The 24,887-nt window shown below is 72.8% G+C and carries 21 protein-coding genes and 1 pseudogene; 16 read left to right on the top strand and 6 right to left on the bottom strand.

Translation table 11 applies throughout. The features are described 5' to 3' along the window. Nucleotides 1-50: 50 nt before the first annotated feature. Both ACFO3J_RS07315 and ACFO3J_RS07310 read left to right on the top strand, forming a co-directional pair. Nucleotides 51-428 carry a Smr/MutS family protein gene (locus tag ACFO3J_RS07315; protein ID WP_386427305.1) on the top strand — a complete coding sequence of 126 codons (378 nt, stop codon included), beginning with the start codon at nucleotides 51-53 and terminating at the stop codon, nucleotides 426-428. A 791-nt stretch (nucleotides 429-1,219) separates the two neighbouring features. Further along, nucleotides 1,220-1,960, top strand: coding sequence for a class I SAM-dependent methyltransferase (locus tag ACFO3J_RS07310; protein WP_386427303.1), 741 nt, complete (start codon nucleotides 1,220-1,222; stop codon nucleotides 1,958-1,960). A 62-nt stretch (nucleotides 1,961-2,022) separates the two neighbouring features. Here ACFO3J_RS07310 and ACFO3J_RS07305 read toward each other — a convergent pair whose 3' ends face one another. Continuing rightward, complete coding sequence (locus ACFO3J_RS07305) at nucleotides 2,023-2,649, bottom strand: YigZ family protein (protein ID WP_386427302.1); 627 nt, start codon at nucleotides 2,647-2,649, stop codon at nucleotides 2,023-2,025. An 89-nt stretch (nucleotides 2,650-2,738) separates the two neighbouring features. On the opposite strand from ACFO3J_RS07305, the gene ACFO3J_RS07300 reads away from it, so the two are divergent. After that, complete coding sequence (locus ACFO3J_RS07300) at nucleotides 2,739-3,146, top strand: CoA-binding protein (RefSeq protein ID WP_386427300.1); 408 nt, start codon at nucleotides 2,739-2,741, stop codon at nucleotides 3,144-3,146. A 24-nt stretch (nucleotides 3,147-3,170) separates the two neighbouring features. On the opposite strand, the gene ACFO3J_RS07295 is transcribed toward ACFO3J_RS07300, so the two are convergent. Both ACFO3J_RS07295 and ACFO3J_RS07290 read right to left on the bottom strand, forming a co-directional pair. Beyond that, nucleotides 3,171-3,701, bottom strand: a complete 531-nt coding sequence (locus ACFO3J_RS07295; RefSeq protein ID WP_386427299.1) for a YbaK/EbsC family protein — start codon at nucleotides 3,699-3,701, stop codon at nucleotides 3,171-3,173. Nucleotides 3,702-3,811: 110 nt separating this feature from the next. Then, on the bottom strand, nucleotides 3,812-4,570 hold the full coding sequence (locus tag ACFO3J_RS07290) for an acyltransferase (RefSeq protein WP_386427297.1): 759 nt from the start codon (nucleotides 4,568-4,570) through the stop codon (nucleotides 3,812-3,814). 58 nt (nucleotides 4,571-4,628) lie between these two features. On the opposite strand from ACFO3J_RS07290, the gene ACFO3J_RS07285 reads away from it, so the two are divergent. Then, nucleotides 4,629-5,189 carry a gamma carbonic anhydrase family protein gene (locus tag ACFO3J_RS07285; RefSeq protein ID WP_386427296.1) on the top strand — a complete coding sequence of 187 codons (561 nt, stop codon included), beginning with the start codon at nucleotides 4,629-4,631 and terminating at the stop codon, nucleotides 5,187-5,189. A 75-nt stretch (nucleotides 5,190-5,264) separates the two neighbouring features. Here the strand turns inward: ACFO3J_RS07285 and ACFO3J_RS07280 are convergent, their stop codons facing one another. Together ACFO3J_RS07280 and ACFO3J_RS07275 are read right to left on the bottom strand one after the other, a co-directional pair. Beyond that, a complete protein-coding gene (locus tag ACFO3J_RS07280; protein WP_386427294.1) occupies nucleotides 5,265-5,927 on the bottom strand; it encodes a DedA family protein in 663 nt (220 codons plus the stop codon). Nucleotides 5,928-6,119: 192 nt separating this feature from the next. Beyond that, nucleotides 6,120-6,584, bottom strand: a complete 465-nt coding sequence (locus ACFO3J_RS07275) for a DUF4442 domain-containing protein (protein ID WP_386427292.1) — start codon at nucleotides 6,582-6,584, stop codon at nucleotides 6,120-6,122. Between the two features lie 317 nt (nucleotides 6,585-6,901). Between ACFO3J_RS07275 and ACFO3J_RS07270 the strand changes: the two genes are divergently transcribed. After that, nucleotides 6,902-8,170 carry an MFS transporter gene (locus ACFO3J_RS07270; protein WP_386427795.1) on the top strand — a complete coding sequence of 423 codons (1,269 nt, stop codon included), beginning with the start codon at nucleotides 6,902-6,904 and terminating at the stop codon, nucleotides 8,168-8,170. A gap of 108 nt (nucleotides 8,171-8,278) precedes the next feature. Here the strand turns inward: ACFO3J_RS07270 and ACFO3J_RS07265 are convergent, their stop codons facing one another. Then, entirely contained in the window at nucleotides 8,279-9,121 is an 843-nt protein-coding gene (locus ACFO3J_RS07265; RefSeq protein WP_386427291.1) for a spermidine synthase, read from the bottom strand. 420 nt (nucleotides 9,122-9,541) lie between these two features. On the opposite strand from ACFO3J_RS07265, the gene ACFO3J_RS07260 reads away from it, so the two are divergent. The 11 genes and pseudogenes from ACFO3J_RS07260 to tsrT all read left to right on the top strand — a co-directional run bounded on the left by ACFO3J_RS07260 (nucleotide 9,542) and on the right by tsrT (nucleotide 24,785). After that, nucleotides 9,542-10,759 carry an MFS transporter gene (locus tag ACFO3J_RS07260; RefSeq protein ID WP_386427289.1) on the top strand — a complete coding sequence of 406 codons (1,218 nt, stop codon included), beginning with the start codon at nucleotides 9,542-9,544 and terminating at the stop codon, nucleotides 10,757-10,759. A gap of 141 nt (nucleotides 10,760-10,900) precedes the next feature. Then, nucleotides 10,901-11,539 (top strand): annotated as a pseudogene (locus ACFO3J_RS07255) (TVP38/TMEM64 family protein); the annotation flags it as partial. A 437-nt stretch (nucleotides 11,540-11,976) separates the two neighbouring features. After that, on the top strand, nucleotides 11,977-13,512 hold the full coding sequence (locus tag ACFO3J_RS07250) for a class I tRNA ligase family protein (RefSeq protein ID WP_386427288.1): 1,536 nt from the start codon (nucleotides 11,977-11,979) through the stop codon (nucleotides 13,510-13,512). A gap of 5 nt (nucleotides 13,513-13,517) precedes the next feature. Next, nucleotides 13,518-14,573 carry an FAD-dependent oxidoreductase gene (locus ACFO3J_RS07245; RefSeq protein WP_386427287.1) on the top strand — a complete coding sequence of 352 codons (1,056 nt, stop codon included), beginning with the start codon at nucleotides 13,518-13,520 and terminating at the stop codon, nucleotides 14,571-14,573. Beyond that, the gene (locus ACFO3J_RS07240; protein ID WP_386427285.1) at nucleotides 14,570-15,955 is read left to right on the top strand and encodes an MFS transporter; all 1,386 of its coding nucleotides are present in this window, start codon (nucleotides 14,570-14,572) and stop codon (nucleotides 15,953-15,955) included. Before ACFO3J_RS07245 ends, ACFO3J_RS07240 begins: the two co-directional genes overlap by 4 nt. After that, a complete protein-coding gene (locus ACFO3J_RS07235; RefSeq protein WP_386427283.1) occupies nucleotides 15,952-17,256 on the top strand; it encodes an ATP-grasp domain-containing protein in 1,305 nt (434 codons plus the stop codon). The genes ACFO3J_RS07240 and ACFO3J_RS07235 overlap by 4 nt, the downstream gene beginning before the upstream one ends. A gap of 363 nt (nucleotides 17,257-17,619) precedes the next feature. Continuing rightward, nucleotides 17,620-18,900 (top strand): lysine N(6)-hydroxylase/L-ornithine N(5)-oxygenase family protein, encoded by a 1,281-nt coding sequence (locus ACFO3J_RS07230; RefSeq protein ID WP_386427281.1) that lies wholly within the window; start codon nucleotides 17,620-17,622, stop codon nucleotides 18,898-18,900. A 34-nt stretch (nucleotides 18,901-18,934) separates the two neighbouring features. After that, entirely contained in the window at nucleotides 18,935-20,233 is a 1,299-nt protein-coding gene (locus tag ACFO3J_RS07225; RefSeq protein ID WP_386427279.1) for an ATP-grasp domain-containing protein, read from the top strand. Between the two features lie 32 nt (nucleotides 20,234-20,265). After that, nucleotides 20,266-21,495, top strand: coding sequence for an acyl-CoA dehydrogenase family protein (locus tag ACFO3J_RS07220; RefSeq protein WP_386427793.1), 1,230 nt, complete (start codon nucleotides 20,266-20,268; stop codon nucleotides 21,493-21,495). A 68-nt stretch (nucleotides 21,496-21,563) separates the two neighbouring features. Next, complete coding sequence (locus ACFO3J_RS07215) at nucleotides 21,564-22,775, top strand: acyl-CoA dehydrogenase family protein (protein ID WP_386427277.1); 1,212 nt, start codon at nucleotides 21,564-21,566, stop codon at nucleotides 22,773-22,775. Nucleotides 22,776-23,063: 288 nt separating this feature from the next. After that, nucleotides 23,064-24,785: a tryptophan 2-C-methyltransferase gene (gene tsrT / locus ACFO3J_RS07210; protein ID WP_386427275.1), complete on the top strand. Its 1,722-nt coding sequence runs from the start codon at nucleotides 23,064-23,066 to the stop codon at nucleotides 24,783-24,785. Nucleotides 24,786-24,887 lie beyond the last annotated feature (102 nt).

Raw genomic sequence — 24,887 nt, 5'->3', positions numbered from 1 at the left:
GGCCTCTCGTCCATCGCCCGCGGCGGCGCTCTGCCCGGCCCGGGGGCCGGATGATCGCCGCTGTCCGCAGTGATCTGGATTGTAGGGCGCGCGGGCTGTGCGGCGGGCCGGCAGCACGTACGCTCGAAGGAGCGCCGGGCCGGGGACGGCCCCCTCGGCACGGACGATCGGAGGCGATTGAGCTGCTCACCCTGGATCTGCACCCGATCTTCCGGAACAACCGCGACATCGATCTGGCACTGCGCGAGTTCGTCTTCCGCGCGTCACGGACCGGTGTCGACGTGGTCGAGATCATCCCGGGCAAGGGTTCGGGCCAGTTGAAGAAGCGCGTGATCGCGTTCCTGGCGCAGAAGCACATCAGGAAGCTGTACGTCCGGATGGAGACCGACGCGACCAACTCGGGGCGGGTGCTGGTGCATTTCAGCTAGGCGCTGCGGCCCGGAAGGTCTGCCGGGTTCCCGGCCTCCGGTGCTCTCCCCGGCTACCGCCGGAGGTGCCCCCAGCGGTAGCTGGGGGAAGCCGGCAGCGGGGCTCCCCCGGCCTTCGGCGGGAGGCACCCCAGCACCGAACGCCGCGAAACAGCGAACCTCGCCGGTCACAACACCGAACACCGTGACCCAGAACGCCTGCCGGGTGCGCGGCACGTCCGGTGCTCTCCCCGGCTACCGCCGGGACGGGCCCCAACGGTAGCCGGAGGAGGCCGCCCTCGTACTGGCGTACTCGGACGGCTCCGACACGGCAGCAGAACTCCCCCCGGCCTTCAGCGGGAGGCACCCCAGCACCGAACGCCGCGAAACAGCGAACCTCGCCGGTCACAACACCGAACACCGTGACCCAGAACGCCTGCCGGGTGCGCGGCGCGTCCGGTGCTCTCCCCGGCTACCGCCGGGACGGGCCCCCACCACGGCCTTCGGCGTGGGGGTGACCCGCGTCGCGAGGCGGTGGGGCACCCCCAGCGGGGCTGGGGGAGATCGGACGGCTCCGGCGACGCGACGCGGTGGACCTTTCCGGCCACGGCACCAGGTCCGGTGCGGGTGGTCTTGGCGGGTCGAGCCGTGGCTGCGGATGTCTCCCGCCGCGGCCTTCCGGCGCGGGAGGTTTCCCCGCCACAAGCCCTCGCGCGCGGGGTGCTCACCCTGACCCCCCGGGGCGCGAGTGCCGGTGGCCGCCGGGGGGTTAATCGGTGGTTTCCGCGGGCGTGGGTGCCGATACTGTGCCGGTGTTCACCGACGCCGACGCGGCCGCGCTGTACGACCTGCTGAACCCCTGGGACCCGGAGAATGCGCCCGGGGACCGCTTCTACCACGAGTTGATCATGGCCGCGGACTCGGTCCTGGACGTCGGCTGCGGCACCGGTACCGCGCTGGCCTGCGCCCGGGCGGCCGGGCATCAGGGGCGGCTGGTCGGCCTCGATCCGGACCGGGCCGCGCTGGACCGCGCCCGGCGCTGGGCCGATGTCGAGTGGGTCGACGGCACGGCGGCGGAGATGAGCTGGCAGGCCGGCTTCGACCTCGCGATGATGACCGGCCACGCATTCCAGTGCCTCGTCGGCGATCAGGACGTGCGCGACTCGCTCGCGGCGGTCCGCGCCGCGCTGCGGCCGGGCGGCCGCTTCGTCTTCGAGACCCGGAATCCGCGGGCCCGCGCCTGGGAGGACTGGAATCCCTCGAACGCGGTCGATGTCGTCGGCCTCCTCGACGCGGCCGGCCGGCCGCTGCGGGTCTGGCACGAAGTGGAGTCGGTGGCCGGCGAGCTGGTGAGCTTCTCCGGCACCACCGCCGACCACGACGGCGCCGTGCTGCGGATCGACCGGGCGCGGCTGCGCTTCCTCGATGTCGCGCCGCTCGACGCGTTCCTCGCCGAGGCGGGCTTAGCGGTCGACGGCCGGTACGGCGACTGGGACCGCGGGCCCGTCACCGGTACGAGCCGGGAGATCATCACCATCGCCCGCCGCCGGTAGCCGCGGCGCAAAAGCGGATAGGGGCCCGGGCCCGGGCGGTGTCAGTGGGCCGCCCCCGGGCATCACACCTCGACGTACGCGCTGCCCTCCACCACGCAGCCCGCCGTGCCGGAGGTGGTGTCGGCGAGCCAGGAGCGGAAGGCGGGGAGGTCGGCGTCGGGAATGCCGAGGTGGAAGGTCACCTCGGCGCCGTAGGAGGTCTCGCGCAGGGTGCGGCCGGAGGCGCGGAGTTCGTTCTCCAGGCGGCCTGCCCGCTGGTGGTCGGTGGTGACGGTGACCAGCGTGAGGTGGCGGCGCTCGACGGTGCCGATCAGGTCGAGCGCCGCCGAGACGGCGCCGCCGTAGGCGCGGGCGAGGCCGCCGGCGCCGAGCTGGATGCCGCCGTAGTAGCGGGTGACGACGGCCACGACGTCCCGTACCTCCCGGCCGAGCAGCACCTGGAGCATGGGGGTGCCCGCGGTGCCGCCGGGCTCTCCGTCGTCGCTCGCCCGGTGCAGCCGGCCGTCGGGGCCGATGACGTACGCGAAGCAGTGGTGGCCGGCGGTCGGGTGCGCCTTGCGGATGCGCCGTACGAACTCCTGGGCGGCTTCCTCGGTGTCGGCGGGCGCGAGCGCGCACAGGAAGCGGGAGCGTTTGATCTCGCTCTCGTGGACACCCTCGCGGGTCACCGTCAGATACCGGTCGATCATCCGTTCAGCCTATGCGTGCGGGAATGGCTGCGCCGGTTCGCGGGTTCGACCTGGCGTAATGGGAGCCACGGAAGCGCTGGGAGGACGACATGTACGGCGACGAGGCGACAGTGCGGCGGATTCTGACCGCGACGGGTGACACCTGGGCGGTGGTGGGCCTGTCGAACAACACGACACGGGCGGCCTACGGGGTCGCCTCGGTGCTCCAGCGCTTCGGCAAGCGGGTGGTCCCGGTCCATCCGAAGGCCGAGACGGTGCACGGCGAGCAGGGGTACCCCTCGCTGGCCGCCATCCCCTTCCCGGTGGACGTGGTGGATGTGTTCGTCAACTCCGAGCTGGCGGGCGGGGTCGCCGACGACGCGGTGGCGGCCGGGGCGAAGGCGGTCTGGTTCCAGCTCGGCGTGATCGACGAGAGCGCGTACGAGCGGACCCGGGCGGCCGGTCTCGACATGGTGATGGACCGCTGCCCCGCGATCGAGATCCCCCAGCTGCGCTGACGCGGGGCCGCGGTGGCCCGGCTGTCAGACGCCGAGGCCGCTGAGCACGACCGCGCCCGGCAGCGCTGCGAGGGTCTTGCCGGGCACGATGAGCTTGCCGCGCCGCGCGCCGCTGCCGATCACCACGTGGGGCGTGTCCACCACGGCCGCGTCGATCAGCAGCGGCCAGTGGGACGGGAGTCCGACCGGGGTGATGCCGCCGTACTCCATGCCGGTCTCGCCGACGGCGAGGTCCATGGCGGCGAAGGACGCCTTGCGGACCCCGAGGTGGCGGCGAACCAGGCCGTTGACGTCCACCCGGGTGGTGGACAGGACCAGGCAGGCGGCGAGGGTGACGTCCTGGCCGCGCTTGCCGGCCACCACGACGCAGTTCGCGGACCATTCCAGCAGCTCCGGGCCGTAGGCGGCCACGAAATCCGCGGTGTCGGCCTTCGCCGGGTCGGTGTCCACCAGGATCATCTCGGCGGTCACCGCGGCGGCCACCGGGGGCGGCAGCAGCTCGCGGCGCTCGGTGGCGGGGTTGGCGTCCTCGAAGGTCCCGATCGGTGCGCGCATGGGGCGAACCTAACAAATCCCGGGGCTCCTTCGGGAGCCGGCGGCCGTACGAGCGGTGCGGGCCGGCCGGCCGCGCCGAGACGGCGCGGCGGCAGCGGTCCGGGTGGCGGTCACGCTCCGGCCCGGTCCTCCAACTCGCTGAGCGCCACGAGCTGTTGGGGTGTGATGCCCTTGGGGATCGGCACCGGCGGCGGGGTGCGCAGCGGCGGCTGCCAGCCGGTGTCGGGGTCCCAGCGCCGTACGATCCGGGCCGGGGCGCCCGCGACCACCGCGAAGTCGGGGACCTCGCCGCGGACGACCGCGCCGGCCGCGACCACGACATTGCGGCCGAGCCGGGCGCCGGGCAGGATCACGCAGCCCGAGCCGAGCCAGCTGCCGGCGCCGATCTCGACCGGCGCCGTCCGCGGCCACTGCTTGCCGACGGGCTGCCCGGTGTCGTCGTAGGAGTGGTTGGCGCTGGTGACGTACACATACGGGCCGCAGTAGACGTCGTCGCCGAAGACCACCGGGGCCGAGGCCACCACATGGCTGCCGCGGCCGAGCACCACGCCGTTGCCCAGCCGCAGCACCGGGTGCGGGCCGAGGTCGAGGTCGGGCATCATGCCGGCGGTGAGGGTGACCTGCTCGCCGACGACGCAGTGGTCACCGAGGTGGATCCAGCGTTCGCCGAAGATGGTGCCCTGCGGGAAGGCGAGCCGGGTGCCCTCGCCGATCCGGCCGAAGCGCAGCGGTCCGGGGCGGGCGGCGGTGACCGCGCCGGCGCTCCGCGCCCAGTCCCAGCAGCGGTGCACAAGGCGTGAGGCCGCGCGGCGGCGCCAGGCCGTGACGCTCCGGATCACGGAGAAGAACACGTTCTCATTCTTGCGCACCGGCCCACCGTATACGGTGCCGGTGGAGGGCGGGCTGGACGGCAGGAGGACGGTGGCCATGGCAGAGCGGGCGAACGACGCGGTGCGCGGGGACTCGGCCGGAGCGCTGATCGCGGGGGTCGCCGGGCGCGAGCCGAAAATCGACCCCGCCGCGTACACCGCCCATGGATCGGTGCTGCTGGGCGATGTGACGGTCGCGGCGGGGGCGAGCGTCTGGTACCACGCGGTGCTGCGCGGCGACTGCGAGTCGATCAGCCTCGGCGCCGGCTCCAACATCCAGGACAACTGCACGGTGCACGCGGACTTGGGCTACCCGGTGGTGATCGGCTCGGGTGTCTCGGTCGGGCACAACGCGGTGCTGCACGGCTGCGAGATCCAGGACGACGTACTGATCGGCATGGGCGCGACCGTGCTCAACGGCGCGAACATCGGTGCGGGTTCGCTGATCGCGGCGGCGGCGCTCGTACCGCAGGGGATGCTGGTGCCGCCGGGCTCGCTGGTCGCGGGGGTGCCGGCCACGGTCCGCAGGGAGCTGTCGCGCGAGGAGCGGGCGGCCGTCCGGCTCAACGCCGACCATTACCGGGAACTCGCCGGTCAGCACCGGGACGCGCTCGGCTGAGATCTGCCACCGGGTCACAAAAGTGGATGATGAGGACAAAATGGGCAGACACCCGAACGTCCGCCCGATCGGGGCCTAGTCGCCGCGCCGCGCCCCCGCGACCTCGGGCTCCTCGGCGGCCGCGCGCTCCATCTCCGCCTGCGTCTTGGCCGCGCGCCGCCTGACGTACAGCAGCGAGGCGAGGCCGAAGAGCACGGCGATGCCCAGGCCGATGTAGCCGAAGCGGCTCAGCCAGGGTTCGGCGACGACGCCGACGTAGTAGATGACGGCGGTGATGCCGCCCGCCCAGGCGATGCCGCCGAGCGCGTTCGCCAGCAGAAACTTGCGGTACGGCATCTTCAGCACGCCGGCCATCGGCCCGGCGAAGATCCGCAGCAGCGCCACGAAGCGGCCGAAGAAGACCGCCCACATGCCCCAGCGCTGGAAGGAGCGCTCGGCGGTGGCCACATGTCCGGGCGAGAAATGCCGGGGGAATCTGCGGCCGAGCCGGTCGAGCAGGGGCTGGCCGCCCTTGTGCCCGATCGAATATCCGACCGAGTCCCCGGCGATCGCGCCGATGACGGCCGCGGCGCCGACCAGCCAGGGGTTGACATGGCCCTGCGACGAGAGCAGCGCGGCGGTCATCAGCACGATCTCGCCGGGCAGCGGGATGCCGAGGCTCTCCACGCCGACCACCAGGAACACCGTCAGATAGACGGCGACCGGCGGGATGCCGTCGAGCCAGTTCTGGACATGCACAGCCAGTACCTCCCCACCACGACGACGGCCGGACCGCACGCGCGCGGCGCACCGTCGAAGCCTAACCGACGGGGCGGACGAACCCGTCCGGTCAGCGGTGCGGTCCTGACCGCTCGGCGGCCGGCCGCCGGGCGGATGGACGTGCGGCCTGGCGTGCGGCCGGGGCGGGGGCCGCGGCCGGTGGGCGGACGGTCAGGAGTTCGGCCGCAGGGTCCAGACGACGGTCAACCGGGCGGTCTCGGCGCCGTCGGAGCGGTGGACGGACACCTCGACCGGGAACTCCGGCCGTGCTCCGGCGTCCAGTTCGGCGACGACCTCGGCTGCTGGGCGGCCGAGTCCGGCGACGGCGGTGACCGGGCCCCTGGCCAGCTTGGTGTAGGCGATCTCGGCGCGTACGGCGAGCGGCACCGCGCGGCCGAGCTGGTCACCGAAGGCCGCGAGCACGACGGCGCCGGACGCCGACTCGGCGAGGGTGAACACCGCCCCCGCGTGCGGGCCGCCGACATGGTTGTGGAAGTCGGGCTGGTCGGGCAGCAGCACCACGGCGCGCTCGGCGCCGGTCTCGACGAACTCCAGATTGAGGGTGCGGGCCATCGGCACGGTGGCCAGCAGCATTTCGCCCAGCGAGGGGCCGGCGGAAGGCAAGGTCTCGGACATGAGCGGATGTTACCAGTGGGTAGCAGAGCTGGGGAGTGGCCGCGGGTACGGATCGGCGAGCGGTGGCTGGGTGCCGGCGGCGAGAGGCGGTGCGGGGTGGCAGACGGCCGCCGAGGGGGTGCCGGCGGCCGGGAGCCGGACGCGAGCGGCGTCGTACGAGTCCGGTCGCGGCTGCCGCTCCCGGTCCCGCCGCCGGTCCCGCCGCCGCTCGCCGCCGGAATTCATTTGCGGCGGGCACGCCGCTCGGGGAGAGTCCCCAGGTGACAAGCGACGCTCCGGACCCCCGCCCGCACGGCCCCCGCACATGGGCGCCGGCCATGCCGAGCTGGGCCGGGCGGAATTTCCAGCTGCTCGTCACCGCGTCCTTCGTCACCAACCTCGGCAGTTCGGGCGCCACGATCGCCGCCGCGTACGCCGTCATCGATCTGGGCGGCGACGCCACCGACGTCGGCCTGGTCGCGGCGGCCCGAACCCTGGCCATGGTGGTCTTCCTGCTGATCGGCGGCGCGGTCGCCGACCGGGTGCCGAGGCAGCGGGTGATGGTCCTGGCGAACACCGCCAACGCGCTCTCGCAGGGGCTGTTCGCGCTGCTGGTGCTCACCGGCCATCCGGCGCTGTGGCAGATGGCGCTGCTGACCGCGACCGGCGGCGCCGCCCAGGCGTTCTTCTCCCCGGCTTCCGAGGGTCTGCTGCTGTCCACCGTCGAGTCCTCGCACGCGAGCCAGGCCTTCTCCGTCTTCCGGCTGTCGATGAACGGCGCGACCATCGGCGGCCTGGCGCTGGGCGGCGCCCTGGTGGCCGGTGTCGGCCCCGGCTGGGTGCTCGCGATCGACGCGACCGGTTTCGCGGCGGCCGCGGGCCTGCGGTCACGGCTGAAGGTGGGCACCGCCGCGCGTGCCGAGCCGTCGGGCGGCATCGTGCGTGATCTGCGCGAGGGCTGGCGGGAGTTCGTCTCCCGGTCCTGGCTGTGGGGCATCGTGGTGCAGTTCGCGGTCGTCAACGGCGTCCTCGACGCCAGCGAGGCGGTCTACGGTCCGCTGGTCGCCCGCGAGCATCTGGGCGGCGCGGGGCCGTGGGGCCTGGCCCTGGCGGCGAGCGGGGTCGGCACGGTGGGCGGCGGGCTGCTGATGATGCGCTGGAAGCCGCGCCGCATCCTGCTGGTCGGCACGCTGGGCGTCTTCCCGCTGGCGCTGCCGCCCGCCGCCCTGGCGTTCGCGCCCCGGTTGTGGGTGCTCACGGTGGTGATGTTCGCGGCGGGGGTCGCCATCGAGGTGTTCGCGGTCGGCTGGATGCTGGCGCTGCACCAGGAGATCCCGGAGGAGAAGATGTCCCGGGTCTCGGCGTACGACTGGTTCGGCTCGGTGGCCATGACGCCGCTGGCGCTGGCCGCGGCCGGTCCGGCGAGCGACGCCTTCGGACGTACCGGGGCGCTGTGGGGTTCGGCGGCCCTGGTGGTGGTGCTGACCGGGGCGGTGCTGGCACTGCCGGAGGTACGCCGCCTGGAACGGCGGACGGTCGCCCAGCCGGTGGTGACGGCGAAGCCGGCGGCGGAACCGCTCGCGGCGCCGGTGACGCCGCCGGTCTGACCGGGCCCGCGGCCCGCCCCGCCGGCCGGGCGCTCGGTGGGCCCGGCGCTCAGCCCTCGGCTCGACTGCGGCTCGACCTGCGGCTCAATCCGCGGCTCAGCCCGTGACTCAGCCCACCGTGAACGCGCCGTCCGGCGGCTCCGGCGAAGGGGTGGCGGACGCGTCGCGCACCGCCGTCCCGGTGAGGTCGCGCAGCGCGCGGCCCGTCACCACCCGGGCCGGGAACGCGTCCGCCGCGCACAGCCGGGCCAGCGTGTCGAGCGGCAGCGGGCGCCGGGCGGCGACCAGGACCGCGTTGCCGAAGCGGCGCCCGCGCAGCACGCCGGGCTCGGCCAGCAGGCACAGTTCGGCGTCCGGCCCGAAGGCCGCGCGGACGGTGCCGAGTTGGGAGCCCAGAAAGGTGAAGGGTGCGGCGTCGGCGATGTTCGCCACATAGACGCCGCGCGGGCGCAGCACCCGTACCGCTTCGCGCAGGAATTCGACGGAGGTGAGGTGCGCGGGGACCCGGGAGCCGCCGAAGACATCGACGACGATCGCGTCCGCGCCACCGTCGGCGGCGGCCGTCAGCCACTCGCGGGCGTCGGCGGTGTCCACGGTGACGCCGGGATCGCGCAGCGGCAGGAGTTCGGCCACCAGGGCGGCCAGCGCGCGGTCGGCCTCCACGACCCGCTGCCGCGAACCCGGCCGGGTGCTCGCCAGCCGGCGGGGCAGTGTCAGCGCGCCGCCGCCGAGGTGGACGACGTCCATCGGCGTGTCGAAGGCCGACTCCAGGACGTGCGCGATCCGCCGGGTGTACTCGAACTCCAGGTGCTCGGGTTCGTCCAGGTCCACGTACGACTGCGGGGCGCCGTCCACGGTGAGCAGCCAGGCACGCGGCCGGTCCAGGTCGGGCAGCAGTCTGGCGACGCCGAAGTCGACGGTCCTGCTGACGGGGACGGGTTCCTGGGTCACCGGCCGATTCTCCCAGTCGCGGCGGGGGCCGGCGTATGGCGGGGTCGGGCCGCCGGAGCCGTCCGGTCCGGGCGTGTCGTCCGCCTGCCGGGCCGGGACACGACACGCCGGTGGCGGCAGCCACGGGCGGAGGGCCGCCCGACCGGCCGGGTGGCTCCCCCGGCTCCCTCCGGGTCGCTGCGCCCGGCCTGACCGGGCGTCAGCCCGGGGTCGGTCCCGGGTGGCGGGTACTGGGGCTGGGGCCGGTGCGGACGATGGTCGGCGCGACTTCACCCGCTGGTGACGTACGGGAATCACCGGGGTGAGAGAATTTGTTCCGGCCATGAACTTAAACAACCGCATCAGCGGCCGCCGCACCCGCGGCCGCGCCCGGCTCCGCACCCCGTCCCCGCACCCTCCCCGTACCGCGAAGGAATCCCCATGCCTCTGGCCATACTCGCCCTGGCGATAAGCGCCTTCGGCATCGGCACCACCGAATTCGTGATGATGGGCCTGCTGCCCAACGTCGCCGACGACCTCGGCACCTCGGTGCCGACCGCCGGCTATCTCGTCTCGGCGTACGCGCTCGGCGTGGTGGTGGGCGCGCCGCTGCTCACCGCGCTCGGCTCGCGTGTGCCGCGCAAGCGGATGCTCCTGCTGCTGATGGGGCTGTTCACGGTGGGCAACCTGGCCTCCGCCGTCGCCCCCGGATACGGCACCCTGCTCGCCGGGCGCTTCCTGGCCGGGCTGCCGCACGGCGCCTTCTTCGGCGTCGGCGCGGTGGTGGCGGCGCGCATGGTCTCGGAGGAGCGCAGGGCGCGGGCGGTCGCCGCGATGTTCCTCGGTCTGACCGTCGCCAACATCGTGGGCGTGCCCGCGGCGACCGCGCTCGGCCAGAGTCTGGGCTGGCGCGCCACCTTCCTGGTCGTCTCGGTGGTCGGCCTGCTGGCGCTGGCCTCGCTGGCGCTGCTCGTCCCGCTGCTGCCGGAGGAGGAACACAGCGGCCTGGCCCAGGAGTTCACCGCGCTGCGCGATCCGCAGGTGCTGCTCGGCCTGCTCACCGCGGTGTTCGGCTTCGCCGGGGTGTTCGCCGTCTACAGCTACCTCGCCTCGATGATGACCGAGGTCACCGGCTTCGCCGATTCCACCGTCACCCTGCTGCTGGCCCTGTTCGGTATCGGGATGACGCTGGGCGCGCTCGCCGCGGGACCGCTCACCGACCGGGCGCTGCGGCCCACCCTCTACGGCTCGCTGGCCGCGCTCGCCGTCGTCCTGGTGGCCTTCCACTACGCGGCCCGCTCCAAGGAACTGGCCCCGGTGGCGGTGGTGGTCCTGGGCATGGTCGGCTTCCTCACCACCACACCGCTGCAGATGCTGGTCATGAACAAGGCGCGCCGGGCTCCCACACTGGCCTCCGCCTCCAACCACTCGGCCTTCAACCTCGCCAACGCCGGGGGCGCCTGGCTGGGCGGGATCGCGATCGGGGCCGGCTGGGGGTGGACCTCTCCCGCGCTGGTCGGAGCGGTCCTCGCGGTGATCGGCCTCGGCATCGCGATCACCGCGGGCGTCCTCGACCACCGCGCGCCGGGCACCGCCTCCGCGGTGGTGGCGACGGGGCAACCGCGGCCGAGTGGGGTGACGGACGGGGTGGGGGCGTAGCGCCGGGGGGGTTACGCTCGCCGGGTGGTCGACCCCGCCGTCTCCGGTTCCGCTCCCCCGCCCGCCGCCGCGCCCGCCCTGTCGGACACGCCGGACCGGTCGGACCGCCCCGCACCCGGCTTCGCGGCCCGGTGCGCCCGGATGGCGCTCTCACCGTGGGCCCGGTTCGCCCTGCTGGTGCTGGTGCTGGCCGCGGCGATCGCGGTCGCCCTCGTCTCGCAGCCGCAGCGGCTGCTGACGCACGGCTGGCCGCTGCGGACGTCGTCGGGCCCCGGCGCGGTGCTGCTGTTCGCCCTCGCCTACGGGCTCGCCACCGTCGCCTTCGTGCCGCGTCCGCTGCTCAACGCGGCGGCCGGCGCCCTGTACGGCATCCACGCGGGACTGCCCGCGGCGATCGTGGGTACGGTGCTGGGCGCGGGACTGGCCTTCCTGCTCGGCCGTTTCCTCGGACGCGACGCCGTACGGCCGCTGCTGCGCGGTCGGTTCGTCCTGTCCCTGGACCGGCAGTTGAGCCGGCACGGCTTCCGCAGCACCCTGGCGCTGCGGCTGTTCCCCGGTGTGCCGTTCGCGGCGGCCAACTACGCCGCGGCGATGTCCCGTATCCGGCTGCTCCCCTTCCTCACCGCGACCGCGGCGGGCAGCGCGGCCAACACCGCGGCGTACGTGGTCGCTGGCTCTCGCGCCGCCTCCCCCACCTCGCCGGTCTTCCTGCTGTCCCTGGGCTTCCTCGGCCTGACAGCGGTGGCCGCGGCGGTGGTGGCCCGGCGCGGCCGCGACCGTGCTCCCGGCTTCGGACCCGGCTCCGCGTCAGGTCTCGCCGCCGGCGCCGAACCCGGCCCCGGCGGCGGCCCCAGCGGCGGCCCTGGCGGTGATCCCGCCCCCGAACCGCCGGCCTCGCGTACGGCGCTCGGTGCCGGCGGGCGCGACTAGGGGGTGCCGTTCGGATCTCCGCGGCGTCGCCGTGCCCGGGCGCGCCGTCCCGGTGGCCCGGCCCGGGGCCGGCCGGAGATTCCCCAGTCCTCGGGAACAGTTCCCCTATCGACGGGGAAGCGCCGATATCTAGCCTCAGGACGTCGCAAGCCCGGGATGCCCGAGCGGCGGTTCGACCGTCGCGGCAGACCCGGACACCGGCTGCCGTGCCGCTATGTCCGCCTCAGCCGGTCCCCGACTACAGCACTCTCCGCAGGCCCCGCCGCACCCCACCCAAGGAGCGCCCGATGGTCCGCACGCTGGTGATCGCCCCCGGTCCGACCGCGAACGGCGATCTGCACCTCGGCCACCTGGCCGGTCCCTTTCTGAGCGCGGATGTCTACGCGCGCCACGCCCGCGCGACCGGCGGCGACGTCCTGTTCGGTACGGGCGTCCACTTCACGCAGAACTACATCGTGACCACCGCCCGCCGACTGGGCCTGCCGCCGGAGGAGTTGCGCGAGCGCTCGGCCGGACAGGTGGAGCGCACGCTGGCCGCGGTGGGCATCGCGCCCGACGGGTTCGTCCCCTTCGACGACCGCTACATCAAGACAGTGCGGACCTTCTTCGAGCGCCTGCACAGCGCGGGCCGGCTGCGGCTGAAAGGGGTCGCTTTCCCCTATCTGCCCGGGACCGGGGAGTATCTCACCGACGCGTACGTACGGGGCGGATGCCCGGTGTGCCTGGCCGACGGGTGCGCCGGGCTGTGCGAAGGGTGCGGGCACTGGATCGCCTCCGGCGAGCTGGTCGACCCCCACTCCACCCTGAACCCGGACGAGCCGGTCGAACTGCGGGAGTGCGAAGTGCTCGTCCTGCCGCTGGAGGAGCACCGCGAGGCGCTGGTGGCCTACTTCGCGGCGATCGGCGGCCGACTGCGGCCCCGGCTGGCCCAGATGGTCGAGGAGATGCTGGCCGGGCCGCTGCCGGACTACCCGATCACGCTGCCGATCTCCTGGGGCATCCCCGCCCCCTTCCCCGAGGTCGCCGGGCAGGTGCTCTACGCCGACACCGAGACGATCGCCTGGAGCATGCACGCATCGGCCCTGGCCGCCGAACGGCGCGGCGAGGTGCTGTCCGCCGACGACGAGCTGTGGTTCGCCGAGGCGGAGCCCAGGGTGGTCTACTTCTTCGGCTCCGACGCCGGCTTCGCCTTCGCGGTGGCCGGCGTGGCGATGCTGATCGCGCTGGGCGGCTACGCGCTGCCCGAGCACTTCGTCACCAACGAGTTCTACGAGCTGGACAACGACAAGTTCTCCAGCAGCCGCGGCCATGTCGTCACCGGGCAGGAGCTGGCCGCCGAGGTGCCGCGGGACCTGATCCGCTACTACCTGGCGGCCACCGCGCCGGACTTCCAGCGCACCAACTTCACCCGCGAGGCGATGACCAAGGTGGTCGGCTCGCGGCTGGTGGGCCCCTGGAACCGGGTGGCGGAGAAGGCCGGCGCCTTCGCGGGGCGCGGGGCGCTGCCGGTCTCCGAGCGGTCGCGTACGGCGGCGGCCCGGATGCTGGCGCGGTTCGCCGCCTCCTACGATCCGCGCCGCTTCAGCCTGACCGGGGCGGCCTTCACGCTCACCGAGCAACTGGCCCGGCTGGACGCGTGGGAGGTGACGGACGCGGACGCCGGCGACTTCTGCCACGAGACGGACCTGTTCCTGCGCTGCGCCGCGCCGCTGCTGGTCGACCTGGCCGAGAAGGGCCTGCCCGACGCCTCCGTCCCGGCGGCGCCGCACGCCACCGAATTCACTCCCCGGAAGCTGCCGCGACTGGCCGAGACCCCGCGGTGACGCCGGTGACGGCCACCGCGCGGGTCGTCGTCGTGGGTGCGGGTGTCACCGGGCTGCTGGCCGCCGTTGAGTGCGCGCTGGCCGGGCACCGGGTGACCGTGTTCGACCGTGGACCGATCCCCAACCCGCGCTCGACGTCGTACGACCAGCACCGGGCGATCCGCACCCTGGTGGTCGGCGACCCGGCGGCCACCGGGCGGCTGCTCGCCGCCCACCGGCGCTGGCTGGAGTTGGAGGCGGTGCTCGGGGCCGCCTTCTACCGGCGGGTCGGTGTGGTGACCGCCTGGCCGGCCGAGCGGCTGCCCGAGGTGGCCGCCGAGGCCGCGGCGGCCGGCGTCACGGTCCGGCGGGTCGAGCCGCCGCGGCTGCCGCAGCTCGGCTTCCCGGCCGGGACCGCCGGGGTGTGGGAGGAGGCGGCCGGTGTGCTGCTGGCCGACCGGGTGCTGGCCGCGGCGGCCCGCTGGCTGGCCGCCCACCCGGCGGTGGAGCTGCGGCCGGGCACGGCGGTGAGCGCGGTCGACGCCGGCACGGGCCGGGTCGCGCTCGCCGGCGGCGGTACGGCCGGCGCCGATCTGGTGCTGGTCGGCGCCGGGCCGTGGACCCGTGACCTGGTGCCGCACCCGGTGGTCCTCAACCGCCAGACGATGCTCTACCTGCGGCCCCCGGAGGAGTCGGCCTCCTGGTGGCGGGACGTGCCCGCCGTCGGGGGCCTCGGGCTGGACGGCCAGGGGTGGATGGTGCCCCCGGGCGACGGAACACTGCTGAAGATCAGTTCCAACGCGGTGTGCCGCACGGTGGACAGCGCCGACGCCGACGACGAGGACCAGGCGCCCTGGGCCGAGCAGTTGGCCGGGGCGGGGGTTCTTCACGGAATCGACCGCTACACCGTCGCCGCGGTGAAAGCATGCCACTACGCGACCGACACGCGTACGGGCGGAGCTCATCTCGCCCGGGTGAGTCGTGCCGTCTGGTCGCGTGCGGCCTGCGGCGGCAATGGGTTCGCGGCGGCTCCGCTGGTCGGACAGCGGATCGCCGAGGCTGCCAGGGAGGCTGCGGTATGACCGAGAACGACCGGACGAGCGTGATCGACACGCTCCGGGCCACCCCGACACCGGTGCGCTATCTGCTGGGCGGCGTGCTGATCAATCAGCTCGGCGCGTTCGTCCAGACCTTCCTCGTTCTCTATCTGACGCATCGTGACCTGACGATCCGTGACGCCGGTCTGGGGCTGGTCGCCTACAGCGCGGGCACGATCTTCGGCACCATGCTCGGCGGCGAGGCCACCCAGCGGTTCGGACCGCGGACCACGATCATGGTGGCCATGGCCGGGTCGGCGCCGCTGGTGGCGGTGATCCCGTGGCTGAGCCGGCCGGGGCGGCTGGGGTGGCTGCTGGTGGTCATCGCGCTGGCCGGGCTGCTCGCCCAGGCGTACCGCCCGGCCGCCGCGGTGCTGCTCAGCGACCTGATGCCGGAGCGCTACCACGTCATGGCCTTCTCCATGATGCGGATCGCGCTCAACACCGGGGCCGCGGTGGCGCCGCTGATCGCCGCGGGGCTGATCCTGGTCGACTGGAACGCCCTGTTCTGGGTCGACGGCGCCACCACGCTGGTGTACTCGGCGCTGGCCTTCGTCCTGCTGCCGCGGCGGACCGCGGCGCCCGAGGAAGCGCCGCGGGACTCGCAGGACGCCGCGGAGCAGGCGCCGCCGCCCGTCACCGGACGGGCGGCCTATGTCGCGATGCTGCACGACCGCAGGTACATGTTCTACCTGTTCGCGGTGCTGCTCGGCACGATCTGCTACGTGCAGTCGGCGATGGCGCTGCCGCTGGAGGTGGTCGCCGACCACTACCCGACCAGCCTCTACAGCGGCGTGCTGACCGTCTCGTCCCTGGTGCTGATCACCTGCGAGCTGAAGATCACCACTTACATCACCAGGCTGCCCACGCACATCGCGGTGGCGGGGGGCCACCTGGTCAACTCGGCCGGCTTCGCCGTCTACGCGCTGGCCGTGCACTCCCCGGTGTTCGTGCTGGTCGGCGCGGTGCTGGCGGTGAGCGGGCTGATGATCGCCGGGCCCAGCATGTTCGCCCATCCGGCGACGTTCCCGGCGGCGCTCAAGGCCCGCTACATCGGGACGATGCAGGCGGTGGCCGGGCTGGCGTCCGCGCTCGGGCCGCTGTTCGGCGTGTTCGTGTGGACCCGGCTCGGCGGCGGGTTCTGGCTCCTGGTGGCGGGCATCAACGTGGCGGCCGGCCTGCTGGCGATGGCCGGGCTGAGCCGGCCGGCCGAAGCGAAGGCCGGCGCCGAACCGCGTCCCGGAGCGGAGACCGGGCCGGGCGCCGAAGCGGATACCGGTCCCGGTTCCGTGCCTGGTTCCGGTCCTGGTTCCGGGCCGGACGCAAACACCAAAGGCGGTCAAGAAGTCGTGGGAGGCACTGCATGAGCGAGCGACCCCTGCCCGAGGGACCCGCCGGGCCCGTGGTGATCGTCGGGTTCGTCGGCCTGACGCTGGAGGCGATCGGAGCGTTCCAGCCGGCCGACTCGGTGATCTACGTCGAGGAGCCGGACGTCGCGGCCAAGCGGCAGCTGGACCAGAAGATGGCTGACCTGTCCTTCGCGCGCGCCCTGATCGAGTGGGAGTACCACCTGCCCGGCACCGCCGACGAGTTCCACCAGGCGTACCCGGACCTGGCCCCGTCGGCGATCGTCCCCGCCATCGAGTACGCCGTGCCGTTCGCGGCCCGGCTCGCCGAGCGCTACGGCTTACCCGGCGCGAGCCTGGGGGCCGCCCAGATCCTGCGGGACAAGGCGCTGCTGCGCCGGGTGACCGCGGCGGCCGGCATCGCCAACCCGGCCTCGGTCCGGGTGGACAGCCCCGCCGATGTGCTGGCCTTCCTGCGGGAGCGGTCCGGGCCGATCGTCCTGAAGCCGGCCAACCGGCAGGCGTCGGTGGGCGTCCAGGTCGTCCGGGATCCGGGCGAGGTCGAGACCGCCTGGCAGCACTGCCTGGTGCAGGACGAGGGCATCTTCGTGCCCGACCGGCCCATCGAGGTGTCCATGCTCGCCGAGCAGTTCGTGGAGGGCGCGGAGTTCAGCGTCGAGATGCTGGTCCGGGAGGGCGAGCCGCTGTTCACCAATGTCACCGGCAAGCGGCTGTTCCCCGGTCCGTATCCGGTGGAACTCGCCCATGTGGTGCCGGCCGACACCACCGACGACCTGTCCCGGCTGCTCGGGGAGCGCACAGCGCGGCTGGTGGCCGCGACCGGCTTCCGTACCGGGGTCGTGCACTGCGAGTGGATCGTCTCGGACGGTGTGCCGTATCTGGTGGAGTGCGCGGGCCGGATGCCCGGCGACGCCATCCCGGACATCATCGAGATGGCCTACCCGATCGAGCTGTTCCGCTCCTACTACGCGGTGATGCGGGGTGAGGAGCCGCCCGCCCCGCTGCCCGCGCGGGCCGCCCGGGCGGCCGCGGTGCGCTTCGTGGCTCCCCAGCAGACCGGCACCGTGGAGGCCGTGCACGGCTTGGAGGACGCCGCGCGGAGCGAGGGGGTGGTGCACGTCGACATGGGCGGTGCGCCGGTCGGCCGCCGCTTCACCGGCCTGCGCAACTCCTGGGACCGGGCCGGCATCGTGATGACCCTCGCGGACGGCCCGGCGCTGGCGCTGCGGCAGGGCGAGGCGGCCGCCGCCCTGATCCGTGTCGACCTCGCTCCGGACCCGAGGCCGCCGGCCGGGGAGTAGGCCCGGCGTTCCGTCAGGGGGCTGTCGGTGACCCCGTTTGGGGCGCCGCCAGGGGTGTCCGTCCTACCCGTACGCCGGCCGGGCAGCGGCGTACGGGAATTCGGGCCGCCCGATTCCCGGTTGCGGAGGATTTCGGCAGCCGTGTTCGGCCCCATCCCGGTTCTTCCCTGCCGCTCCGGCCGGGCGGCCCAGATTCCCGGGCGGCAGGGAATGTTTCCCCTATGACTCGGGAATCCCGACTCCCTAGTCTTGTGGAGCCGTCCGGTGGGATCCCGAAAATTATCGGAACGGCGACAGCACCATCGATGAACCGTGCGGCACTGACCATCCGTCGAGTGGAATGACCGTCATCGAGGGGTAAATATGGCTGACCGCGAAGTTGGTGTTCTGGCAATTGGTGCGGGGCCGGCGAATCTGGCTCTCGCCGCGGCCGTCGAGGAGTGCGGCTCGGCCGAACTGGCCGGCAGCACCCTGCTGCTGGAGCAGGCACCGGACATCAAGTGGCAACGCGACCTGCTGATGCCCTGGGCGCGCAGTCAGGTCTCCTTCCTGAAGGACCTCGTCACGCTGCGCAACCCGCGCAGCAAGTTCTCCTTCCTGAACTTCCTGCACGACCAGGGCCGGCTGGACCACTTCATCAACCTGGGCTCCTTCCACCCGTTCCGCTGGGAGATCTCCGACTACCTGCAGTGGGTGGCCGCGTCGCTGGAGCAGGTGGAGATCCGCTACCGGGCCCGCGCCGCCAGTGTCGACCCGGTCCGCGCGGCCGACGGGACGCTCGACGGCTGGACGGTGAAGCTCACCGACGGCGACACCATCCGCTGCCGCGACCTGGTGGTCGGCGGCGGTCGCGACCCGCGCGTCCCCGAGGTCTTCTCCGGACTGCCGGCCGACCGCGTCGTGCACAGCGCCCATTACAAGAGCCGTATCGCGGAAATTCCCCGCGACAAACCGCTGCACGCGGTCGTCGTAGGTGGCGCGCAAAGCGCGGCGGAGATGTTCTACGCGCTCCACGAGAATCTCCCGGAAAGCCGCATCACGATGGTCGTGCGTTCCATCGGCCTGCAGAACTACCAGACCAGTAAATTCGTCAACGAACTCTTCTTCCCGTCCTTCATCGATGAGTTCTACGACAGTCCGAGCGAAGTACGCGCGCAGGTACTGGACGAAATGCGGTTCACCAACTACGCGGGTCTGGCGCCGCCGTTCCTGGACGAGATCTACATGATGCTGTATCAGCAGCGCATGCAGGGCACACAGCGCTCCGAGGTACGGGCGATGACCGAGGTGGTCGGCGCGCGGACCGACGGCGACGAGGTGGTGCTGGACGTGCGGGACCGCAAGACCGGCAAGGTCGAGCCGCTGCGCTGCGACCTGGTCCTGCTCGGCACCGGTTACGACCCCCGGATGCCCGCCCTGGTGCGCGACCTGGCCTCCCAGGCCGGTCTGGACGAGATCACCGTGGGCCGCAACTACCGGCTGGACCTCGGGGAGACCGCGTGGGGCGCGGTCTACCTCCAGGGCGTCAACGAGGCCACCCACGGCATCGCCGACTCCCTGATCAGCGTGCTGGGCCACCGCGCCCACGACATCACCACCGATCTGCTGTCCCGCCGGGCCGGCGCCGAGCAGAGGAGCGCGTGATGACCCGGCCGGCCGAGACCCGGAAGGACCGCCCATGACAGCGAGCAATGGAACGCTGCTGGTCATCGGCAGCGGGCTGAAGGTCTACCGCGAGTACCTGGTCGCGCCGATCAGCCGCCGGGCCCGCGCGGCCGGCCTGGAGCTGGTGCTGCTGAACAACCTCAACCCCACCTGGCAGCGGGAGTACTTCGACGAGGTGGTGGTGGCCAACGTCTTCGACTCCGAGGTGATGGGGGCCGCCGCCCGCGAGGTCGCGGCCCGCCGCAACCTGGTCGGACTGATCTGCTGGGACGAGCCGCTGGTGCTGGACGCCGGTCTGCTCGCCGCCGAGTTCGGGCTGCCGGGCCTGTCCGCCCGCGGGGTGCGCGGCTGCCGCGACAAGGAGCTCACCCGTACCGAACTCACCGCCGCCGGGCTGCACCAGCCCCGCTTCGCGCTCACCACCACGGTCGAGCAGGCGCGTGCGGCGGCCGAGCGGATCGGCTATCCCGTGGTGCTCAAACCGCGCGCCATGGGAGCGAGCATCGGCGTCGTCTTCGCGGCCGACCGCGCAGAGCTGGACGCTGCGTTCGACATCGCGCTCAGCGCCAGCCATGTCGACCCGGGCCCCTACCGGGCCAGCGCGGTGGTGGAGGAGTACGCGCCCGGTCCGGAGATCAGCGTGGACGGCGCGGTGCACAAGGGCGAGTACCTGCCGCTGTTCCTGGCCCGCAAGTACAGCAGCGACCAGCCGTACTTCGAGGAGGTCGGGCATGTCGTGGACGGCGCCGACCCGCTGCTGTCGGACCCGGAGCTGCTGCACACCCTGGCGCGGGCCCACACCGCCCTCGGCATCGAGGACGGCATCACCCACACCGAGGTCAGGCTCACCGACCGCGGCCCGCTGATCATCGAGGTCAACGGCCGGCTCGGCGGGGACCTCATCCCCTTCCTCGGCCGTATCGCCACCGGCGTCGAACCGGGCGAGGTACTCTTCGACGTCTCCATCGGCCAGCGCCCGGACACCGCCGGAACGCGCGGCTCGGTGGCCGGCATCCGCTTCGGCTATCCCGAACAGGACTGCCTGCTGAGGTCGCTGACCGTACCGACCGAAGCGCCGGGACTGGTCACCGCCGCTCCGATGGCGGAGGCCGGCACCACGCTGCGGCTGCCGCCGCGCGGCTATCTGGCCCGGCACTCCTTCGTGGTCTGCGAGGCCGACGACACCGCCACCTGCCAGGAACGGCTCGCCGCGGCGGCCGCCCTGGTGGAGCTGGACACCGAGCCGGTCGGACCGCCGGCGGCGGACGCGCCGTTCGCCATGCCGGCCGGGCTGCTGGACGTGGACGTATGAGCGACACGAACGATCATCCGGAGGGCGGCTCCATGACGACCACACCGACAGCGCGGACGACGGCGACCGGGACGGCCGGACCGCCGCAGGACGCCGCCGAGGTGCTGGCCCGGGCGCGGGCGCTGGCGCCGCTGCTGCGCGAGCGCGCGGCCGAGGTCGAGCAGGCCCGCCGGCTGCCCGCCGACATCGTGGAACTGCTGCGCGGCACCGGTGTGTTCCGCATGTGCTTCGGCCCGGAATGGGGCGGGCCCGCGCTGACCTCGATGGAGCAGACCGGCGTCATCGAGGCGCTGGCGTACGGCGACGCCTCGGCCGCGTGGTGCGGGGTGATCGGGGCGAACACGGGTCTCATCGCGAACTTCCTGGACCCGGGCGTGGTCAAGGAGATCTACCCGAGCCTGGACCTGATCACCGCCGGGGTGCTCGCCCCGGCCGGCCGGGCGGAGAAGGTGCCCGGCGGCTTCCGGCTCTCCGGCCGGTGGTCCTTCGGCAGCGGCATCACCCACAGCGAGTGGGTCACCTCCGGCGCCTTCGTCTATCTCGACGGCGAGCCCTACGCCAGTCCGGACGGCAGCAACCCGCACGAGTCCCGCCAGTTCATGGTCCCCCAGGACCAGGTCGAGATCATCGACAACTGGAACACCACCGGACTGCGCGGCAGCGGCAGCTGCGACTACACCATCACCGACGTCTTCGTACCCGAGGCGCGGACCTTCACCTTCTACGAGCCGCGCGGCCGGCTGAGCCCGCTCTCCCAGCCGGAGTCCTTCATGCGGGCGCTGTGCGGGGTGCCGCTGGGGGTGGCGCGGGCCGCCCTGGACCACGCCCGCACCCAGGCCCGCGCCCGCACCGACCGCATGACCGGCACCGACTGGTCCGACAGCTTCCGCGCCCAGACCACCATCGCCGCCTGCGAAGCCGACTTCAACGCCACCCGCAACGGCGTCTACGGCGCCATGACCCGCCAATGGGAAGTCCTCGCTGCCGGCGGCACCCTCGACGACCTCACCGAAACCGAACGCGCCGCCTCACCGCTGGCCTGGCTCCATGCCTTCCGCACCTCCCGCAGCATCGTCACCCGCCTCTACGACCTCCACCAGACCTGGTCCATCAACCGCGACGCACCCATGGACCGCTGGCTGCGCGACACCACCACCATGTGCCAGAACCTCACGGCCCAGGACGCGGTACTGGAGTCGGTCGGCGCCTATCTGCTCGGCGGCACCCCCAAGTTCCGCATCAGTCTCGGCCTGACCTCGTAGGACGACCTGTCACGCGTGGCGTGCGGGCGAGCAGGCATTCGGCGCGACCAACAGTTAAGGGGCGATACATGACGGTGACCCACACCCCGGTGGCGGCCGGGGTTCCGGACAGCGCGGAAGGGCTCCTGGCCCGGGCGCGGGCGCTGGCGCCGGTGCTGCGCGAGCGGGCACCGGAGATCGAGCAGGCCCGCCGGCTGCCCGCCGACGTGGTGGAACTGCTGCGCGGCACCGGTGTGTTCGGCATGTGCTTCGGCCGGGAATGGGGCGGCCTCGAACTCACCTCGATGGAGCAGACCCGCGTCGTCGAGGCGCTGGCGTACGGCGACGCCTCCGCCGCGTGGTGCGCGGTGATCGGCGCCAACACCGGCATCTACTGCAACTACATCGACCCGGCGACCGCCAAGGAGATGTTCGCGGGTCCGGACACCATCACCGCCGGTCTGCTCCAGCCCTCGGGCCGGGCGGAGAAGGTGCCCGGCGGCTTCCGGCTCTCCGGCCGCTGGTCCTTCGGCAGCGGCATCACCCACGCCGACTGGGTCACCTCCGGCGCCTTCGTCTACCTCGACGGCGAGCCCTACGCGAGCCCGGACGGCAGCAACCCGCACGAGTCCCGCCAGTTCATGGTCCCCCAGGACCAGGTCGAGATCATCGACAACTGGAACACCACCGGACTGCGCGGCAGCGGCAGCTGCGACTACACCATCACCGACGTCTTCGTACCCGAAGCGCACAGTTACACCTTCGGTGTCGTCCTCGGGCGGCCCGGACCACTGGCCCAGCCGGACGCGTTCACCCGCGCCATGTGCGGGGTGCCACTGGGGGTGGCGCGGGCCGCCCTGGACCACGCCCGCACCCAGGCCCGCGACCGCACCGACCGCATGACCGGCACCGACTGGTCCGACAGCTTCCGCGCCCAGACCACCATCGCCGCCTGCGAAGCCGACTTCAACGCCACCCGCAACGGCGTCTACGGCGCCATGACCCGCCAATGGGAAGTCCTCGCCGCCGGCGGCACCCTCGACGACCTCACCGAAACCGAACGCGCCGCCTCGCCCCTGTCCTGGGTGCACGCCTTCCGCACCTCCCGCAGCATCGTCACCCGCCTCTACGACCTCCACCAGACCTGGTCCATCAACCGCGACGCACCCATGGACCGCTGGCTGCGCGACACCACCACCATGTGCCAGCACCTGATCGCGCAGGACCGCATCCTGCAGTCGGCCGGCGCCTACCTGCTCGGCGGGAAGCCCGAGTTCGCGATCAGCCTGGGCATCATCTAGCATCGCGCGACCGCGCGCCACCGCCTCCGGAACCCGGCCCGGAACCCGCCCCGGACCGTACCGGGCGCGGTCCCGGGCGCATTCCACCGCACCGTCCCCAGCGCCGGACCGGCACCGCCCCGACCGTCCCACCGCTACCGGCGGGGGACGCGGCGCGGCCCGCCCGCCCCGCGCGCCTTCGCCGCGCGTCCGTACCGGCAGCGTGCGCCTGCGACCCCGCACGCCGTAGCCGCCGGCCGGATCCGCCGCGGCCATCCCGCACGCCCGAAAGCCACGGGAGGAGACCAAATGAGCACGACGAGCAGAGGTCTTGTGCTGCTGGTCAACCCCAACAAGGTGCACCCGCCGATCGCCCCCTACGCGCTCGACGTGCTCACCACCTCGTTGGAGGCGGCCGGATTCGACGTCGAGGTGCTGGACCTCACCTTCCACCGGGAAGACTGGAAGTCCTACCTCGCCGAGTACTTCGCGGTGCGCGACCCGATGCTCGTCGGCGTCACCGTCCGCAACACCGACACCGTCTACGCCCTTGAGCAGCGCCCGTTCGTGGGCGAGCACAAGGAGATCATCACCGAGATCAAGCGGCTGACCGACGCTCCCCTGATCTGCGGGGGCATCGGCTTCTCCACCATGCCCTTCGCGCTGGTCGACTGGTTCGGCGTCGACTACGGCGTCAAGGGACCGGGCGAGGTGATCATCTGCGACCTGGCCGACGCGCTGGTCACCGGACGCGACACCGCCACCGTCCCCGGCCTGATCCGCAACACCCCCGAGGGGGTCACCCGGGTGCCGCCGACCGTGCTGACCCTCCGGCACGGCCAGGCCGTGGAGCCCTCACCCACCGGCAAGTTCGAGCCCCGGGTGTGGCAGACCGACGGAGTCGCCACGTACGTACGCCGCTCGGGCACGCCGTACAAGGTCGACAACCTGCTCTACTACCAGCGCGGCGGGCTCGGCGGCATCCTCACCAAGAACGGGTGCAGCTACCGCTGCTCGCACTGCGTCGAGCCCGACGCGAAGGGCACCCGGTTCGGCCGGCGGGACGTCAGCGCGGTCGTGGACGAGATGGAGTCGCTCACCGCCCAGGGTGTGCTCGACCAGCACACCACCGACAGCGAGTTCAACTTGTCGATCAACCACGCCAAGAACCTGCTGCGCGAGATCGTCCGCCGCAAGCACGCCGATCCGGCCAACCCCCTCAACGAGCTGCGGCTGTGGGTGTACTGCCAACCCCGGCCGTTCGACGAGGAGTTCGCGGAACTGCTGGCGGCCGCCGGCTGCCGCGGGGTGAACGTCGGCTCCGACCATGTCCGCGACGACATCCTGCGCGGCTGGAAGGTCACCGAGAAGGGCACCTCCTACTACGACTTCGCCGACACCGAGAACCTGGTGCGGCTGTGCCACGCCAACGGAATGCTCACCATGGTCGAGGCACTGTTCGGCATGCCGGGGGAAACGCCGGAGTCCATGCGGGCCTGCGTGGACGCCTTCATGGCGCTGGACGCCACGGTGACGGGCTTCTCGCTCGGCCTGCGGCTGTTCCCCTACACGCCGATGGGCGCCGCCATGGCGGAGCGGTGCGACGGGGTGCGGACGATACCGGGGCTCCAGTCCGAGACCGCGACCGGGCCGATCGTGCTCAAGCCGCTGGCGAAGTGCTCCGGACCGGTGGAGTACGAGCGGCAGTTCATGTTCGACGAGCACGGCGACTTCCGCCTGGTCTGCTACTTCTCGCCCGAGCTGCTGGAGGACCCGGCGGACGCCGCCGATCCGACCACGCGGTGGATCCGGCCGGTGCAGCAGCTGTGGGACCTCGTCGACCCGGCCGAGCACTACCGGGTGATGCTCCCCACCCTGGCCGGTTCCAGCGAGTACGACAACAACTACGCGGACAACCCTTTCCTCACCAGTCTCAGCGGCCACGGTTACACCGGGGCGTTCTGGTCGCACTGGCGGGAGCGGGAGTCGATCATGCGGCAGACGAGTCCGATCGGCGCGGCCGGGTCGTGAGGGCGGGGGAAAGCGGCGCGGCGCTTTCCCCCGGAGTCCGGGCGAATGAATAGAACGACGACGGCGGTAAACCATTTGGCGGGCACCGCGTTATCCATCCGT

This window comes from Streptomyces polygonati (genome assembly GCF_042650325.1).
Lineage (GTDB): Bacteria > Actinomycetota > Actinomycetes > Streptomycetales > Streptomycetaceae > Actinacidiphila > Actinacidiphila polygonati.
The sequence above is the reverse complement of the archived record's forward strand: the minus strand, read 5'-3'. Positions and strand labels throughout refer to the sequence as shown.